Annotated in this window: 11 protein-coding genes; 8 read left to right on the forward strand and 3 right to left on the reverse strand. The window is 67.9% G+C overall.

What is annotated here, in order from left to right; translation table 11 throughout:
- The first annotated feature begins 67 nt into the window (after positions 1–67).
- The 4 genes from E6J58_10420 (at position 68) to E6J58_10435 (ending at position 8700) form a co-directional block, all read left to right on the forward strand.
- Positions 68–2998 carry a choice-of-anchor D domain-containing protein gene (locus tag E6J58_10420; GenBank protein TMB37954.1) on the forward strand — a complete coding sequence of 977 codons (2931 nt, stop codon included), beginning with the start codon at positions 68–70 and terminating at the stop codon, positions 2996–2998.
- An 84-nt stretch (positions 2999–3082) separates the two neighbouring features.
- On the forward strand, positions 3083–4627 hold the full coding sequence (locus E6J58_10425; GenBank protein ID TMB37955.1) for an HAD family hydrolase: 1545 nt from the start codon (positions 3083–3085) through the stop codon (positions 4625–4627).
- 186 nt (positions 4628–4813) lie between these two features.
- Positions 4814–8017 (forward strand): hypothetical protein, encoded by a 3204-nt coding sequence (locus E6J58_10430; GenBank protein TMB37956.1) that lies wholly within the window; start codon positions 4814–4816, stop codon positions 8015–8017.
- Between the two features lie 176 nt (positions 8018–8193).
- A complete protein-coding gene (locus tag E6J58_10435; protein ID TMB37957.1) occupies positions 8194–8700 on the forward strand; it encodes a DoxX family protein in 507 nt (168 codons plus the stop codon).
- A gap of 64 nt (positions 8701–8764) precedes the next feature.
- Here the strand turns inward: E6J58_10435 and E6J58_10440 are convergent, their stop codons facing one another.
- On the reverse strand, positions 8765–9307 hold the full coding sequence (locus E6J58_10440; GenBank protein ID TMB37958.1) for a hypothetical protein: 543 nt from the start codon (positions 9305–9307) through the stop codon (positions 8765–8767).
- Positions 9294–9788, reverse strand: a complete 495-nt coding sequence (locus E6J58_10445) for a sigma-70 family RNA polymerase sigma factor (GenBank protein TMB37968.1) — start codon at positions 9786–9788, stop codon at positions 9294–9296. Before E6J58_10445 ends, E6J58_10440 begins: the two co-directional genes overlap by 14 nt.
- 341 nt (positions 9789–10129) lie before the next feature.
- On the opposite strand from E6J58_10445, the gene E6J58_10450 reads away from it, so the two are divergent.
- From E6J58_10450 to E6J58_10465, 4 genes are read left to right on the forward strand one after another with little or no spacing between them, the layout of a single operon-like run.
- The gene (locus E6J58_10450) at positions 10130–12121 is read left to right on the forward strand and encodes a S9 family peptidase (protein TMB37959.1); all 1992 of its coding nucleotides are present in this window, start codon (positions 10130–10132) and stop codon (positions 12119–12121) included.
- A gap of 34 nt (positions 12122–12155) precedes the next feature.
- Positions 12156–14330 carry a M13 family peptidase gene (locus tag E6J58_10455; protein ID TMB37960.1) on the forward strand — a complete coding sequence of 725 codons (2175 nt, stop codon included), beginning with the start codon at positions 12156–12158 and terminating at the stop codon, positions 14328–14330.
- A 45-nt stretch (positions 14331–14375) separates the two neighbouring features.
- Positions 14376–14699, forward strand: a complete 324-nt coding sequence (locus E6J58_10460) for a hypothetical protein (GenBank protein TMB37961.1) — start codon at positions 14376–14378, stop codon at positions 14697–14699.
- A gap of 3 nt (positions 14700–14702) precedes the next feature.
- Complete coding sequence (locus E6J58_10465; GenBank protein TMB37962.1) at positions 14703–15395, forward strand: hypothetical protein; 693 nt, start codon at positions 14703–14705, stop codon at positions 15393–15395.
- Between the two features lie 15 nt (positions 15396–15410).
- Here the strand turns inward: E6J58_10465 and E6J58_10470 are convergent.
- On the reverse strand, positions 15411–16090 hold a 680-nt coding region (locus E6J58_10470; protein ID TMB37963.1), incomplete at its 5' end, for an isocitrate lyase/phosphoenolpyruvate mutase family protein.

Consider the following 16090-nt stretch of genomic DNA (forward strand, 5'->3'; position numbering starts at 1 on the left):
GCCTGCACCTTGGCACGGAGCGTGTAGATGCCCGTCCGCAGAGCGTCGTCTTCGTTGGGGGTGCCGGATGGGGCGGCGGGCATTGGCAGGTGTGCTGGTCGCGGCGGCCTGCGGAGGCGCGAGCCAATCCAACGTGCGCGCCTTGGGCGGCATGCTCTCCGTCGCTCCCGCAACGCTCGACTTCGGCGACGTTGCCCTGGGAAGGGAGCAGACGCGCCGCATCACGGTCCGCAATACCGGCCTGGTCTCCATGACCGTGGCGCACCTGGACCAGTTCCAGGACCCGGCGTTCGAGGTGACGGGCTTGCCGGCTACGCTCGGACCGGGCGCCTTCCTGGACGTGAGCGTGCGCTATCGGCCGCCCCAGCTGGGCGCGTATGAGCGCATGCTGCGGATCGCGACAGACTCCCCCGCGAGCAACGGCGCGGACGTGGACCTCCGCGGCAATGCCGTGCGCGGGCTCGCCACGCTTTCCGGCGATTCGTTCGATTTCGGTCCGGTGGTGGTGAACGAGCCGGCGACGCAGGACCTGCTCGTGACGAACAACGACGGCCACGCCGAGACTGGTATCGCCATCGCTCCGTCCCAGGACCCGGCGGTGTTCTCGGTCGCGCCCGGCGGCGAGCAGGCGATCCCGGCCGACCAGTCGATGATCGTCCGGCTGCAGTTCCGGCCCGACCGGCTGGCGAGCTTCAGCTCCACCATTTCCGTCACTCCCTGCCCCACCTGCTCGCCGCGACAGATCAACCTGACCGGCAAGGGCGTCGACAAGCTGCTCGTGGTCCAGCCGGAAACGCTCGATTTCGGTGAGCTGAAGCTTGCGGCGGAGTCCACGCAGTCGTTCACCGTCACGAACATCAGCAAGGCCCCGGTCTCGATCGACGCGCTGACCCTGACCGGAAGCTCGAACCTCACGGCGACGCTCGGCGGCGCCACGCCTCCGCGGACCTTGGGACCGGGGGAGACCGTCAGCGGGACGGCGCGGTTCCTCGCCCAGCAGCTCGGGGTCCAGCAGGCGCAGGCTTCGTTCCAGGCCTCCGACGGAGGACCGGGGATTCTCGCGATGACGGGCACCGGCATCGGAGCCGTGCTGCAGGCGCGACCGAAGTCGCTGTTCGTCGGAGCGACCGCCATCGGTACCACCCGGTCGGGCGTGGTCACGGTCACCAACGTCGGTGTGGATCCGCGGCAGGTTGCGCCGCTGGCGTTGACGGGGGTGTGGATCGACCGGAACGACGGGACCTGGTCCGTCCAGGGGGGCGCGATGATGGTCGGCGAGCCCGGCGCGAAGGTCGATTTGCCGGTCTCCTTCACGCCGCGCGTGCCTGGAATGTCGCAGGCGACGCTCGTGATCGAGTCGAACGACGGCATGCATCCCCACGTCGAAGTTCCCCTGTCGGCGATCGGGCGCGACCTGCTGCCCTGTTCGCTCCAGGTCTCGCCCGGGACCCCGGTGGACTTCGGAGCGCAGCGGCCCTTCGTTCCCATCGTCGAAGGATTCGAGCTGATCAACAAGACCGCCGACGACTGCATCGTGGGCGACCCCGCGATCGTCTCCGGCGCGCCGGCCTTTCGCTGGCCGGGCGGCGTAGCGCCTTCGGGCCGCACTCTGCCCCCAGGGGGACGGATGTCGGTGCGCGTCGAGTTCATGGCGGAGCAGGCGCAGACGTTCTCCGGGGCCGTCCGCTTCTACGTCAGCAACCGATCGGCGCCGTCGATGACCGTCGACCTGGTCGGATCGGGCGGCGTCAGCTGCTTCTTCGTCACGCCGCCGACCGTGGACTTCGGACCGACCATCCTCGGCTGCGGCATCCCCGACCAGTACGCGTATGCAGTGAACCAGTGCAGCTTCCCGGTGACGGTGACGCGCGTCGACACCACCGGCGCACCGTTCTCGGCGAGCGCGTCCTTGCCCGTCCGGATCCAGCCGAACACCAATCTTCCGATCGCCATCTCCTATCGTCCGCCGGCGACCGGGGACGACGTCGGCGCGGTCCAGGCATGGACCGACATGCGCGCCGAGCCGTTCCAATCGGGGATCACCGGCGGCGCGCAGACTGCCGCGACCATCGTCGATCAGTGGGACCAGAGCACGCCCAAGGTCGACATGCTGATCGTCATCGACAACAGCGGCTCGATGAAGGAGGAGCAGCAGGCTCTGGCGCAGAGTCTCGACCGGCTCTGGAACCGCATTGAGCGCGCGAATGCGGACTACCACATCGCCGTCACGACCACCGGAATGCACCCGTTCACCTCCGGCCTCAACCACTGCCCCGGCGGCGCCGAGGGCGGAGAGGCAGGACGCTTCTTCCCCGTGAACAACGAGCGGCCGCGCCTGCTCACGCCACAGACACCGAACGTGCGCGACGTGCTCTTCGCCAACACCAACGTGGGAATCTGCAACTACGACGAGCGCTTCCTGGACCCCGTGCTCGCCGCCCTCAGCGACCCGCTGATCAGCTCGACCAAGGCCCCGGGAACTCCCTGGCCCAACGACGGCAACGCCGGCTTCTTGCGCGACGACGCGCGCCTTGCGCTCCTGGCGGTGAGCGACGCGGATGACGCGAACGACATCATCAATCCTCCGCCGGTGAGCGAGTACGTGCGGCGTCTGGTGCAGGTGAAGAGGGGCGCGCTCGATCTCATCTCCTTCGCCGGCATCGTTCCTTTGACGCACTGCGAACCGCAGGCGGAAGGCATCGGGACGCGCTACATCGAGCTGGCGAAGGAGCTCAACGGGCATCTCGAGGACATCTGCGACCTGCGCAATTTCGGCGCGATGCTGGAAAGCTCGCTGGGTGGGCTCCTGATGCCGCTCTCCAGCTTTCCGCTTTCCGCGCGCCCGCGCGATCCGCAGGCGATCGCGGTCACGGTGGATGGCGCATCCGTGACCAACTGGACGTACGATCCGGCGGCGAACCGCATCGTGTTCCCGGCGAGCGCAGTGCCACCGCCCGGCTCCCACATCACCGCCAGGTACGAGCCGGGCTGCCTGTGAGCGGCCGCACGCCCGGCGCAGCGGACGATCGGGCGTGAAATGCTTGCACGGCCTGCCGGTCGGGGAGATCATCGATCGACCGGCATGGCCATCACGAAATCTCCCGTCGATTCGGTCCAGGACGTTCTCCGGGACCCCGAAATCCGCCGGCTCCTCGACAGACCCGAGCACCAGGGCCTCGAGCTGCCGCACAGCAGGCAGATCTATACGAACCGCGCGCTGCAGATGGACCAGATCGGCGTGGTCGGATTCGACATGGACTACACGCTGGCCGTGTACTCCATGCGGCAGATCGAAGAGCTCGCCTTCCACATGACGCTGGACCGGCTGGTGGCCGGGCGCGGGTACCGGGCCGAGCTGCGCAACCTCAATTACGACCACGAGTTCGTCATCCGCGGTCTGGTGGTCGACAAGGACTTCGGCAACATCTTCAAGATGGACCGGCACAACCACGTCGGCCGCTGCTATCACGGAAGGCGGCAGCTCTCGCTCGACGAGCGCCGGGCGCTCTACCAGACCAACGAGAAGATCCGGTTGAGCCTGCCGCGCTTCGCCTGGATCGATACGCTCTTCAGCCTTCCCGAAGCGTGCCTCTACGCGGAGATCATCGAGGGGCAGGAGGGGCGCGGCGAGAAAGTCGACTACCACAAGCTCTACGACGACACGCGGGAGAGCATCGACGAGGTGCACCGCGACGGGTCCCTGAAGAGCGAGGTGCGCAAGGACCTGGGGCGATTCATCAAGCCCGATCCGGAGCTGCCCTCGGCGCTGCACAAGCTGCGCTCCGGGGGGAAGAAGCTGTTCGTGCTCACGAACTCCCTGTGGGACTACACGGACGCCGTGATGAGCTTTCTGCTCGACGCGCGGCTGCCCGAGTATCCGTCGTGGCGGAACTACTTCGACTACATCGTGGTGGGGGCGCAGAAGCCGGCGTTCTTCGCCGAGCACAGCCCGTTCATCGAGCTCAATCCCGACGGCACGGTGGCGCGCTCGCAAGTCGATGCGCTGGAGCGCGGCAGGATCTACGAAGGCGGCAACCTCTTCGACTTCGAGCGGATGACGGGGTTCGCGGGCGACCGCGTGCTCTACGTCGGCGATCACATCTACGGCGACATCATCCGCAATCGGAAGGCGTCGCAGTGGCGGACCTGCTTCGTCGTGCAGGAGCTGGAGCGGGAGATCGAGTACATCGAGGCGCACGCCGAGGACGTGGTCCGCCTCAACGAGCTCGACGAGCTGCGCGCGAGACTCGACGACATGATCAACCATCACAAGCTGCTGCTCAACGCGATGGATCGACGGATCGAGCGGGGCGGGCCGCTGCCGGCGGACCTCGAGCCACGGCGGCAGCGCGAGAAGCAGGACCTGGAGAAGCTGCGTCGCGCGTTCAGGACCACGCTTGCCGAGGGGGCGGAGCTGGAGGCCCGATTCGAGACGGGCGCGAATGCCTATTGGGGGTTGGTGTTCAAGGAAGGAAACGAGAACTCCCGCTTCGGCGAGCAGGTGGAGGACTACGCCGACCTGTACACGTCGAGGGTCTCGAATTTCCTCTACTATTCTCCGATGCAGGTGTTCCGCTCGCCGCGCGCCACCATGCCCCACGAACGGACGACGCTAAGGCGCGGATAGTCCCAAGGCAGCGCGCGGAACCCCGCGGCGCGGAACCCCGCGGCGCTGCGGGAGAGCCGGCGCCACCCCGCGCCGGGCTACGCGGCCGCCGAAGGCGGCTTAGCGACTACGCTTTAGCCGGTACAGGTTGAATGCCGCACACGGTCACGACATCTCACGTGGCGCCGAAGTCGCCCTGAGGTCACCATGAGGGGAATGAGCCCCCGCGTCCTCCCGCTGCTTGCATTCATCTCCGGCCCGGTCTTCGCGCTGGGCGTCGCGCCCGCACACCTGCAGCCCGGGCCCACGCTTTCCCTTCCCTGGGCCGAGCACGGGCGCCTCTCCCAAGTGACGGGACGTTCGGGCGTCGGATGGTCGCAGGAGGCATACGTCGTGCCGCAGCGGCCGGGAAAGAACCTGGTCCGGTATTTCGATTATCAATGGCGCGATTACGATTATCTGTCGGACGACGGCTCCGCCGGGCTGCGGCTCTATTTCTATGACCGCGAATATCCCGTGGCGCGCATCGCGGGTGGCCTGATTCGCGAGAGCTGGCGGTACCTGAGCGATCGCTTCCAGTACAAGCCGTCGTTCCGCGTCCCCTACATCCTTTACAACACGTACCGCGAGTTCCTGGAGACCAACGTCTTCGCGGTCCAGGAGGGCGTGCTCGGCGTCACCAGCCCACAGGACCTGCGGATGTCCTTGCCGTACGCGGGAGAGCGGGAGTTCTTCAAGCTGGTCTCGACGCACGAGATGACGCACCAGTTCCACATCCAGAAGGTGGCGGAGCGCGCCGCCAGCGCCGGGCTCGAGAGCCCCATCGGGATGATGCCGCTCTGGTTCATCGAAGGACTCGCCGAGTACTACGCGCACAACCAGCAGATGGACAGCGAGACGGAGATGTTCCTCCGCGACATCGTGCTGAACCCGAACGGCGAGATCGGCTACGACTTCCCGTCGCTCGCCGAGGATCGGCCGTATTCGTACCTGTATACGTACAAGTACGGGCAGGCGAAGCTGGTGTTCCTCAGCGAGGTGTACGGCGAGCGGGTGATCCAGGGCGTGCTCGATCAGAGCCCGAGGCTGGCGGGCGGCGGTCGCGGTCGCGGCGACTCTCGCGAGGGATTCATGCAGCTCCTCGGCCACGTCGCCGGCGACACGCCGGCGCAGATGAACGCCCGGTGGTCCACCTGGGCGCGCAAGCGCGTGATGCGCACGTATCTCGACGCCAAGCAGGACCTGCCCGACGTCACCGAGCTGAAGCTGTCGGACGAGCTGGACGCCTTCACCAGCTCGAAGGACGGCAACCTGCTCTTCTACCGCGGCGTCGAGCGCGAGACGGCGCGCGCCAAGCTGATCGTGCTCGACCGCCGCGACCCTTCGTCGGCAACGCAGATCGCGATCGACCAGCATCCGGGGACGGAGAGCCTGCACCCGGTGCTGCGGTCGGTGATGGCGGTGAGCGACGACGCCATCGCCTGGTTCGCGCAGTCGGGCGATTCCGACGTCCTGCACGTGCGGTCGCTCCGGCGGCAGGAGCGGAAGCCGGGCAAGTCCCCGCGCGTGCGCGTCGATCTCAAGCTCGGCGAGACCCGGGTGATCCGGGTCATCCGCGACGGACTGATCGAGGCGGGCGATCCCACCTTCAGTCCGGACGGGACGCAGCTCGCCTTCTACGGACTCGACCGCGACGGCAAGATCGACATCTACACGCTGAACCTGCAGGACAAGGATCCGCACGTCCGCCGGCTGACCGACGACCTGTACAGCGAGCGAGATCTGTCCTGGGGCGACGACGGCATCATCTACGCCAGCGACGCGACCGAGAGCAGCCGGTACAACCTCTTCCGGATCGACCCCGAGCACGGAACCCGCACCCGGCTCACCGACGCTCCCGTCGACCAGCGCTATCCAGTGACGCTCGCCGGCGGCGCGATCGTGTTCGCCAGCGACGCGGGCGGCAAGTACGACCTGTGGTTCATGCAGAACGGCCGGATCAAGCGCGTGACCGACTTCGCGACCGCGCTCTCGCACCCCGGCCTGGCTCCCAACGGCCTGTACGGAGTGGCGTTCTATGGCGCGCGCTTCCGCCTCTTCGAAGTGCAGACTCCCGCGCTGCTGAGCGTCGACGAACAGGACGCGGTCCCGCCCAGCTATCTCGCGACCATCGACAAGCCGCAGCCGTTTCCGGACGAACCGATTCCGCAGAACGCGCCCACCTACGATCCCTACGACGTCGGCAAGAACTGGAAGGTGGAGGGCGGCGGCGCGGCCATCGGCGGAGCGGGCGTCGGATTCGCTCCGGTGGGATCGGGCGGGGTGCTCTTCGCGGACATCATGCGCGACCGGTCTGCGCTCATCAACCTGGCCATCTATGGGTCCTTCGATCTCACGGATGCCCTCGCGTTCTACGTGGACAGGTCGCAGCGGCTGACCTGGGGCATCGGCGCGTTCCACACCTTCCAGCAGGGCCGCGATACGCAGTTCCCGTCGGCGCGCCAATGCTTCCAGCCGCTCACGGTGGCGAACCAGGCGGCGGCGTGCGAGATCCTCTACCTGCAGCGCGAATTCGGCGTGGAGGGGCTGCTGTCGTACCCGTTCTCGACGTTCAGCCGGCTCGACGCAAGCGCACGCTTGATGGGGGTGACGCGAAGCTTCTTCGACAACTTCGCCTACGACCGCTTCGGTTACCCCTCGGCCAACGTGCCCGCGGACGAGCTGTCGGCGATCAAGGGATCGGATCCGCAGGGCGAAGTGAGCCTCGGCTATGGCTGGGATACCACCCGCTACGGACCGGGCGGATCGATCGGCGGCACCTCGCTGCTGGTCCAATTGGGCGGCGGCGACATTCCCACGCGCGGCCTCGACGGCTTCTACACATACCTGCAGGCGGACGCGATCCACACCTTCCGGGTGGTGGGCCGGAGCAAGCTGAACCTGCGCCTCGCTGCCGGCGCGGCGCAGGGCAGCCGGTTCGGGCGACGCTTCTATCTCTCGAGCTTCGACAACCTGCGCGGGTTCCGCTGGGGCGATGCCCGCCTGCTCGGCGACGGCTACTACGTCGGCCAGGCGGAGTTCCAGTTCCCGCTCGACGTACTGATCCGCTTCGCCTTCTTCAGCGGCCTGACCGGCGTAGTCGGATTCGATTTCGGCGGCGTGGTCGATTCGAACCACGCCGTCCTCAACCACTCCGGACGGGGCTGGACGAAGCTGCACTCGACGCTCACCGACGCCTGGGCGAACCGAACTGCGGATTACGTGCTCGGCGTGAACTTAGGATTCGGCCCCTTCGAGCTGCGCGTCCAGTTCGCCCACGGCATCGACGTCGGCGGGCTGGTTCCGGAGCAGGACTCCCACGGCAACCCCACCTGGGTGCCAAACATCTCGCTGCACTACGTGTACTTCTAGGAGATCCCTCACGCACTGCCTGTGATGCACGCTCTAGATCCGGCGCCTTCGGCGCCTCCACCAAGGGGGAGCTCGCTCCCCCCTGGACCCCCAAGAGCATCGAATGAACGAGCGGGCGGCTGCTCGTTGAAAACGCGGCGCTGCGTGCCGACCCTTGGCCCACATCGGGAGGCAGCATGTCGCTCACAATGGAATGGAACGGCGCGCGGTTGCGGAAGGAAGCGGCCCTGATACCGCCGCGGGCGGCGCTCGGCGCGAGCATGGTCTACCACGGGCTCTTAAAACTGCGGGAGGGAGCGCCGGAGCAGGTGGGCGGGTGGTTCGAAAACATCGGGTTGAAACCGGGCAAGCCTCTCGCCATCGCCACGGGAGTCGCCGAGATGTTCGCGGGAGTCGCCGCGATCCTCGGCCTGTGGACGCGGCCGGCAGCGCTCGCAGTCCTCGTCACCCAGTCCTTCGCCGTCGGCAGGGTGCACGCGAAGAACGGTTACGACGTCACCAAGGGCGGGTTCGAGTACAACATCGCCCTGATGTGCATCGCGGGCGCCCTCCTCATCGCCGGCCCCGGCCTGTTTTCGGCCCACGAGGGCATCGAGCGACTTGCCGAAGGCCGCGGCCCGAGAAAGTTTCTCCGCAAGGCCCGGCCCTCGCCGCTTCTCCGCTTCATCAAGCTGCTCAAGTAGGCCGGAGTCCCGTGCCGGCTGAACCAACAAGCCCCGCCCTACCCGGCTGAACCGCCCCCGCGATTCACCGACGCGCCGCGACAAGAACTGGCGCCCCGGCCGCCACCGTCCCTGCGAGCATGCCGAGCACCCCCGCGACGCCGGCGATGGTGCACCCCAGCGCTCCAGTCAGCGCGGCGACGGCCACCGCCGCGGCGACAAACCGCCGATCCGGCTCCCGGCGCGCCGCGCTTCTCGCGATCATCACGCCAGCGACCGCTCCGCCCACCACGCACGCAGGCAAACACAGCGACATGCACGCCGGACCGAAGCAGGCGTGACCCAGCGTCGCCATCAGCAGCGGCATCCCGAGCGGAGCAGCGCCGGCAATGAGACCCGGCACGATGCCGCGCCCACCCGGCCCCCCCGCGTACGAACCACCGACGCAGACGACAAGGAGCGTTCCGGCCAGCGCGCTGGTCAACGCCAACGGCCGCCCGCAGGCGACCGCCGCGGCCGCCGCCGCGAGGACGAATGGCGCGACACGGAGCGCTGCCCGCAGCCGCCCCAACTCGTACGCACGCCGGGCGCGCATCTCCAGCGCGACCGCGCTCTCATTCGCTGCCATGTCGCGTCCTCCAGGCGAGCCGGAAACGCGCGAGCGCCCGCGCCAGGCGCTTGCGAAACGTCGCGCCCTGCACTGCCCGCGGCCCGCCGGCCATCGCCATGATCGTCTCCAGATCCATCGGTCGAAGGCTCCCCAGCACCGCCTCGGCGGCGACTGAGAGGTCGCGCTCGATCGCCACTTCCTCCGGCGACGCGCGCACATCTGCGCGCTCCGGCGGTGGAACCGGCTCCTCGCGACGCCGCTGGCGCTGGCGCCGCAACGTCCGGCACTCCGACGCTGCGATCCCCAGCGCCCAGGCGAGCGCATCGCGGTCCCCGTCGTACTCGCCCGCGCGTGAGAACACGCGCAGCAGCGCAGCCTGCGCCGCATCCTCGCCATCGGCCGCTCCGACATAGCGGACGGCGAACGCGCGAAGCCGCGGCCAGAGCAGAGCGAACGCCGGCGAAAAGGCGCCGCGATCGCCGTCTGCAAGCCGCTGCATCAGCCGCCGCAGCTCGGCGCGCTCGCCGCCCTCCACACCCGCGGCTACCTCTTGCTCAGCGGGCAATCTTCGCACGGGATGGGACAATTCTCCCCGCACGGCAGGCTGCACCGCAAGCCATTCCCCGCCCACGCAAGCGCAGGCAACGAGAGCGCCGCAATCAGCGCGACCCACTTGAGCCTCATGTCGACCTCCTGTTCCGGCCGCGCACATCTGCGCGGCCTTCACCTCCTCTAGGCGCGAGAGCCCGCCCGCGTGACAGGCAGCCTCGCACAGGGGTCTGACAACCCGGCAAATGAGCGCCCCCACTCGACCGCGCCCGTGGTAGAGAGCGCACCCCCATGGCCACGCTGCTGCTCGCGGTCCTCCTCGCCCTCCGACCTTTCACTCCGGAAGAGCTGCTCGCCACCCGCCGGGCCGACGACGTCCAGGTCTCGCCGGATGGCCGCTGGGCATCGATCACCGTCCGGCAGAAGAACCTCCAGACCAACAAGGACGACAAGGACATCTGGCTCCTCTCGCTTCCCTCCGGACAGCCGCGTCAGTTCACCCGAAACGGCCGCAGCGAGCACGCCCGCTGGTCTCCCGACTCGAGGCAGCTCCTCATCGTCCGCGAGAGCCAGCTCTGGCTGTACGATCTAAACGGCGGCGACGCCCACGCGATCACCGCGTTGAGCGGCGGCGCGGACGCGGGCGTCTTCTCTCCCGACGGCCGCTGGATCGCCTTCAGCAGCGAGGTCTATCCGCAATGCGGCGGGAACGACGCCTGCAACAAGGAGCGCAAGGAGCAGCATGACAAGAGCGGCGTCCAGGCGCGCATCGTCGACCACCTCTTCGCGCGCCATTGGACCGAGTGGAAGGAGGGGAAGCGGACGCACGTCTTCGTCATGCCCTCCGGAGGCGGCCCCGTCCGCGACGTCACGCCGCTCGACTCTGACTGGCCCAGCGTCCGCGTCGGCGGAGGCGACGACTTCCGGTTCACCCCCGACGGCGAGCTGATCATCAGCAGCAAGCCCGCGCAGCGCGAAGCCTGGAGCACCAACGGCGACCTCTGGCTCATCGACCGCAACGCCGGCCCGCCGCGAAACCTCACGACCGACAACCACGGCGACGACGCGCAGCCGCGCCCCTCTCCCGACGGCCGCTACCTGGCGTGGACCTCGCAAGCTCGAGACGGCTACGAGTCCGACCAGTGGAAGCTGAAGATCCAGGATCGTCAGACGGGGCGGATCGTCGCGGTCGACGTCGACGGCGACGACGTCGGCAATTTCGTCTGGCGCCGCGACAGCAAGGGCCTCGTCGCCTCCGTCGGGCAGAAAGCCCGACACTGGCTCTACGCGGTGTCGCTGGAGGGCAAGTACCGCCGCTTCACCGAGGTCCCCGTGGGCGGCGGCGACTTCGACCTGACCCCGGACGGCATCGCCATCGTCGCCGCTGCCGCACTCACCCGGCCGCCGGAGATCGTCGCCGTCAAACCCGGCGCGCAGGCGGTGCGGATCTCCCGCTTCAACGACGAGCAGTACAAGGAACTGAACCTCGGCACCGTCGAAGAGCTGTGGGTCGACGCAAAGGACGGCACCAAGGTGCGCTCCTTCGTGGTCCGCCCCGCGAACCCAGCGGCGAAGCTTCCCCTGCTGGTGCTGATCCACGGAGGCCCGCAGGGTTCGTGGGAGGACGCCTGGAGCATGCGCTGGAACGCAGCGGTGTTCGCTGCCCGCGGCTACGTCGTGCTGCTCACCGACTTCCACGGCTCGACCGGCTACGGCCAGAAGTTCAAGGAACAGATCTCCGGCGACTGGGGCGGCCTCGCCTACGACGACGTCATGCGCGCAACCGACGCCGCCGAGAAGCTGTCCTTTGTCGAGACCGGCCACACCTGCGCCGCCGGCGCGAGCTACGGCGGCTACATGATCGACTGGATCGCGGGCCACACAGACCGGTTCAAGTGCCTGGTCTCCCACGACGGCGTGTTCGACCTGGTCAGCGAGTACGGTTCCACCGAGGAGCTCTGGTTCCCGGAATGGGAATTCCGCGGGCCGCCCTGGGAGAACCCGGACCTGTACCGCCGGCTCTCCCCCAGCAGCTACGTGCAGAACTTCAAGACACCGACGCTAGTCGTGCAGGGCGAGCTGGACTTCCGGGTTCCCGTCGAGCAGGGGCTCGGCATGTTCACCGCGCTTCAGCGTCGGGGAGTCGAATCGCGCATCCTCTACTTCCCGGACGAGGGCCACTGGGTCTTGAAGCCGAGGAACAGCCAGCTCTGGTACCGGACCGTGCTCGACTGGATCGACGCCCATGCCAAGCCGCGAAATAAACAGGCCTCCCGGCCGTAGGCCGCGCGCCTGCGCATCGCCAACTGGAGATCGAATGAAGCGACTTCTGCTCGCCGTCGCCGTCGCCGCCTGCAGCTCGGCGCCGCAAACGAAGCCCGCCAACGAACCCGCGACCGGCGCGACGGCCACCCAGACTCCCCCTTCGCCCGCGAATCCGCCCGGAGCTGCGACGGCCGGAACGCCCTCTTCCGCTCCTCCCGCCGCAGGCCAGCCGGCGACGCCCCCTGCATCCGGCGCGGCGGGCAGCGCAGTGGCGCAGGCGAAGCCGGAGCCGCCGTCCATCGACGAGAGCGCGATGGACAAGTCGATCGATCCCTGCACCGACTTCTACCAGTACGCCTGCGGGAGCTGGCTGAAGAAGACGCCCATTCCCGACGACCGGGCGAGCTGGGGCCGCGGCTTCAGCGAGATCTTCCAGCGCAACGAGGCGCTGATGCACGACATCCTCGAGAAGAACGCGCGTGGCGAGGCCGACTCCGCCGATCCGTTCTCGCAGAAAGTAGGTGACTTCTACGGGACCTGCATGGACGAGCAGAAGGCGGAGACGGCGTCGCTGCAGGCGCTGCAGAGCGATCTGAAGAGAATCGACGCCATTCGCGACGTGAAGGGCCTCGCGCAGCAGGTGGCCTATCTGCAGGCGCGCGGCGCCCCCGCCCTTTTCGGCTTCGCGTCCCAGCAGGACTTCAAGGACGCGACCGAGGTGATCGGCGGCGCCGACCAGGGTGGCCTCGGACTGCCGGACCGCGATTACTATCTGAAGGACGATGCGCGCATGAAGGAGCTACGCACGCTCTACCAGGACCACGTCGCCAGGATGCTGGCTCTCGCCGGCGCGCCGGAGACCGCGGCGAAACAGCAGGCGCAGGTGGTGATGAATCTGGAAACCGCGCTCGCGAAGGTGTCGATGGACAAGGTAGAGCGGCGCGATCCCAACAAGGTGTACCACCGCCTGGAGCGCGCCGGATTGAAGAAGGCGGCGCCGCACTTCCTCTGGGACGTCTATTTCGCGGAGCTCGGGGCGCCGGACGTGCAGGCCATCAACGTCCTGGTGCCGGGGTTCTTCAGCGGCATGGACAAGCTCGTCGCCCAGCCTTCGAAGCTGAACGATGTGAGGACGTACTTGCGCTGGACGGCGGTGGAGAGCGCCGCCAACGCGCTGGGAAGGAGCTTCGTCGAGGAGAAGTTTCGTCTGACCAAGGCCTTGACGGGGGCCAAGGCCATCCTGCCGCGCTGGAAGCGCTGCGTGCAGATGACGAACAACGCGATGGGCGAGGCCGTCGGGCGCAGCTTCGTCGCCGCCACCATCGGCGACGAAGGAAAGAAGATCGCCAGCGAGATCATCGAAGGCATCGAGGGCGCCTTCGAGCGCAACCTGGCCGAGGTGTCGTGGATGGACGAAGCGGCTCGGGCCGCGTCGAAGGACAAGCTGAAGAAGATCAACAACAAGATCGCCTATCCGAAGAAATGGCGCGACTACTCGAGCATGGACATCGGGAAGGAGTCGCTGCTGGCGAATCTGAACGAGGCGGCGCGCTTCGAGACCAAGCGCGATCTGGACAAGATCGGCAAGCCCGTCGATCGCAACGACTTCCAGCTCAGCCCCGTGGCGGTGAACGCGTACTACGATCCCTCGCTGAACGAGATGGTATTCCTCGCCGGAATCATGCAGACACCGTTCTTCAAGACGGGAGCTCCGGAGCCGGCGAACTACGGCGGCCTGGGAATGGTCGCCGGCCATGAGCTGACCCACGGCTTCGACGATCAGGGCCGGCAGTTCGACGGGGACGGCAACCTGCACGAATGGTGGTCGAAGAACGTAGGCGACGCGTTCAACGAGCGCGCCGAATGCGTGGCCAAGCAGTACGACGCGTACCCCGCGGTGGACGACACGAAGCTGAACGGACACCTGACGCTGGGCGAGAACATCGCCGACATTGGCGGCCTGAAGATGGCCCTGCAGGCGCTGCGCCAGAAGCGCGGCGGCCAGGTGGAACCGAAGACGGAGCAGGACTTCTTCGTCGCCTTTGCACAGACCTGGTGCACGAACTACCGCCCGGAAGCAGCGCGGTTGCAGGCGCAGACGAATCCGCATTCCACGGCACAATGGCGCGTGAACGGGCCGATCTCCGACAACCCGGACTTCGCCAAGACGTTCTCCTGCAAGGCCGGAGCTGCGATGGCGCCGCAGAACCGCTGCACCGTCTGGTAGCCGCATTCTTGCGCCCACCGGCGGTGGGCGAGTAGGAAGGAGAGGATGGATCCGGCCTCGTTCAGCCTCTTGGTGAAGGCGCTGGAGCCCGCGCTCGGGCTGCTGGCGTTGTCGATCCTGCCCATTGGCATCACCTGGATCGTGAAGCACCACAAGCTGCGGATGCGGGAGCTGGATATCGAGGAGCGGATGCTTCCGAAGAGCACCGAGACGCGACTGTCGGCGATCGAAGCGAGGTTGGCGTCGATCGAGCAGGCCGTTGGCGCGCCGTCTCAACGGTCCCTGGGGGAACGTGCCGCGCTCCTCGAGGGACCGGCGACGCGGGAAGAGCCGGAAGCAGCGCCGCCGGTCCGCGGGCGAGAGCGCTGACGATTGCAGGGGGAATGGGAGCTCCCTGAATCGCAGCTCGAGGCGCGGTTGCGCACCTGGGCGATTCCCGTTGCGCTCGGCGGGTCGTTCCTGCTCGTTGCGACCGGCCCCGGGCGCTTCCTCGTCCGCGTCTTCCTCAGCATGTGGGTGCACGAGATCGGCCACGCCACTACGGCGTGGCTGTGCGGATTTCCCGCCTTTCCCGGTCCCTGGCTGACGCCGATGGCGCAGTCGAGATCGCCCCTGTTCGGACTCATCGTCTTCCTGGCGCTCGGCGTGGGAGTGGCGCTCCAGCTCTTCTGCACGCTCGCTCTCTCCGTTTCGCGGGCGAAGCAGCTCGTCGTCTTCATGGGCGATGGCGGCTGCCTCGTGCTCGGATCGCTCCTCATGCTCACCGTCTACGCGCCGGAGGACAGCTCGCTGAAACGCGGGTGGTTGCGCTGGGGCTTCCTTGCCATCGGCGCCGCAGCGTTTGCCGACGCTTTCACGCAGTGGTGGGCTTCGCGGACCGACTTCGATCGGATTCCCTTCGGCATGAACGAAGGCGCCGGGCTCAGCGATCCCAGCGTGCTGAGCGAAAACTTCGGCTGGTCGACGAACCAGATCGTGCACCGCTACGTCGCGCTCGGCTTCGCCTGCCTGACGGTCGTCGCCATCGCATACGTGCGCGGCCTGATGCGCGCTCGCAGCGACTGAGCGCGCATCGCGGTCTCAGCTCGTCACCCCGAACAGCGCCTGCATCTCCGCGTACGTGACGGCGCCTTCGCCCAGCCCGGTCCAGGTCCCGCGTGTCTTGAGCTCCGAGGCAAACTGGCGCAGCCGTCCGTACGCGACCCGCGAGGGACCGGAGCCGAGACTGACGCGCCGCACGCCCATCCGCTGCAGGTCGGCGAGCGGCGGCGATGCCGGCGTTCCCAGCACGTTCAAAGGCCCGCGAATTTCCCGCGCCAGCCGGGCGATCGCCTCCCGATCTGCGACGAACGGCACGAACGCGCAGTCCGCTCCCGCCGCGAGGTAGGCATTCGCGCGGCGGATCGCCTCCTCGATCCCCGCCTTGGGAAACGAGTCGGTCCTGGCGTTGATCACCAGATGAGGCGCCGCCGCCCGCGCGGCGCGCACGCGCTCCACCTGCACCTCCATCGGCAGAAGCGCTCCCTCAGGCTTGGCATCCTCCAGATTCATCCCGACCGCGCCGGCAGCGATCACGCCCCGCGCGGTTTCCGCCGCGGCCTCCGCCGTCACCCCGTACCCGGCCTCCATGTCCGCGGTCACTGGCACGGCGACCGACGCCGCGATGCGGCGGACCATGTCCAGCATCTCGGCCCTGCTGATCCGCTCGCCATCCGGATAGCCGAGCACGTTGGCGACGCCGGCGCTGGACGTCGCAACCG

The sequence above is a fragment of the Deltaproteobacteria bacterium genome (assembly GCA_005879535.1).
Classification (GTDB): domain Bacteria; phylum Myxococcota; class Myxococcia; order Myxococcales; family 40CM-4-68-19; genus 40CM-4-68-19.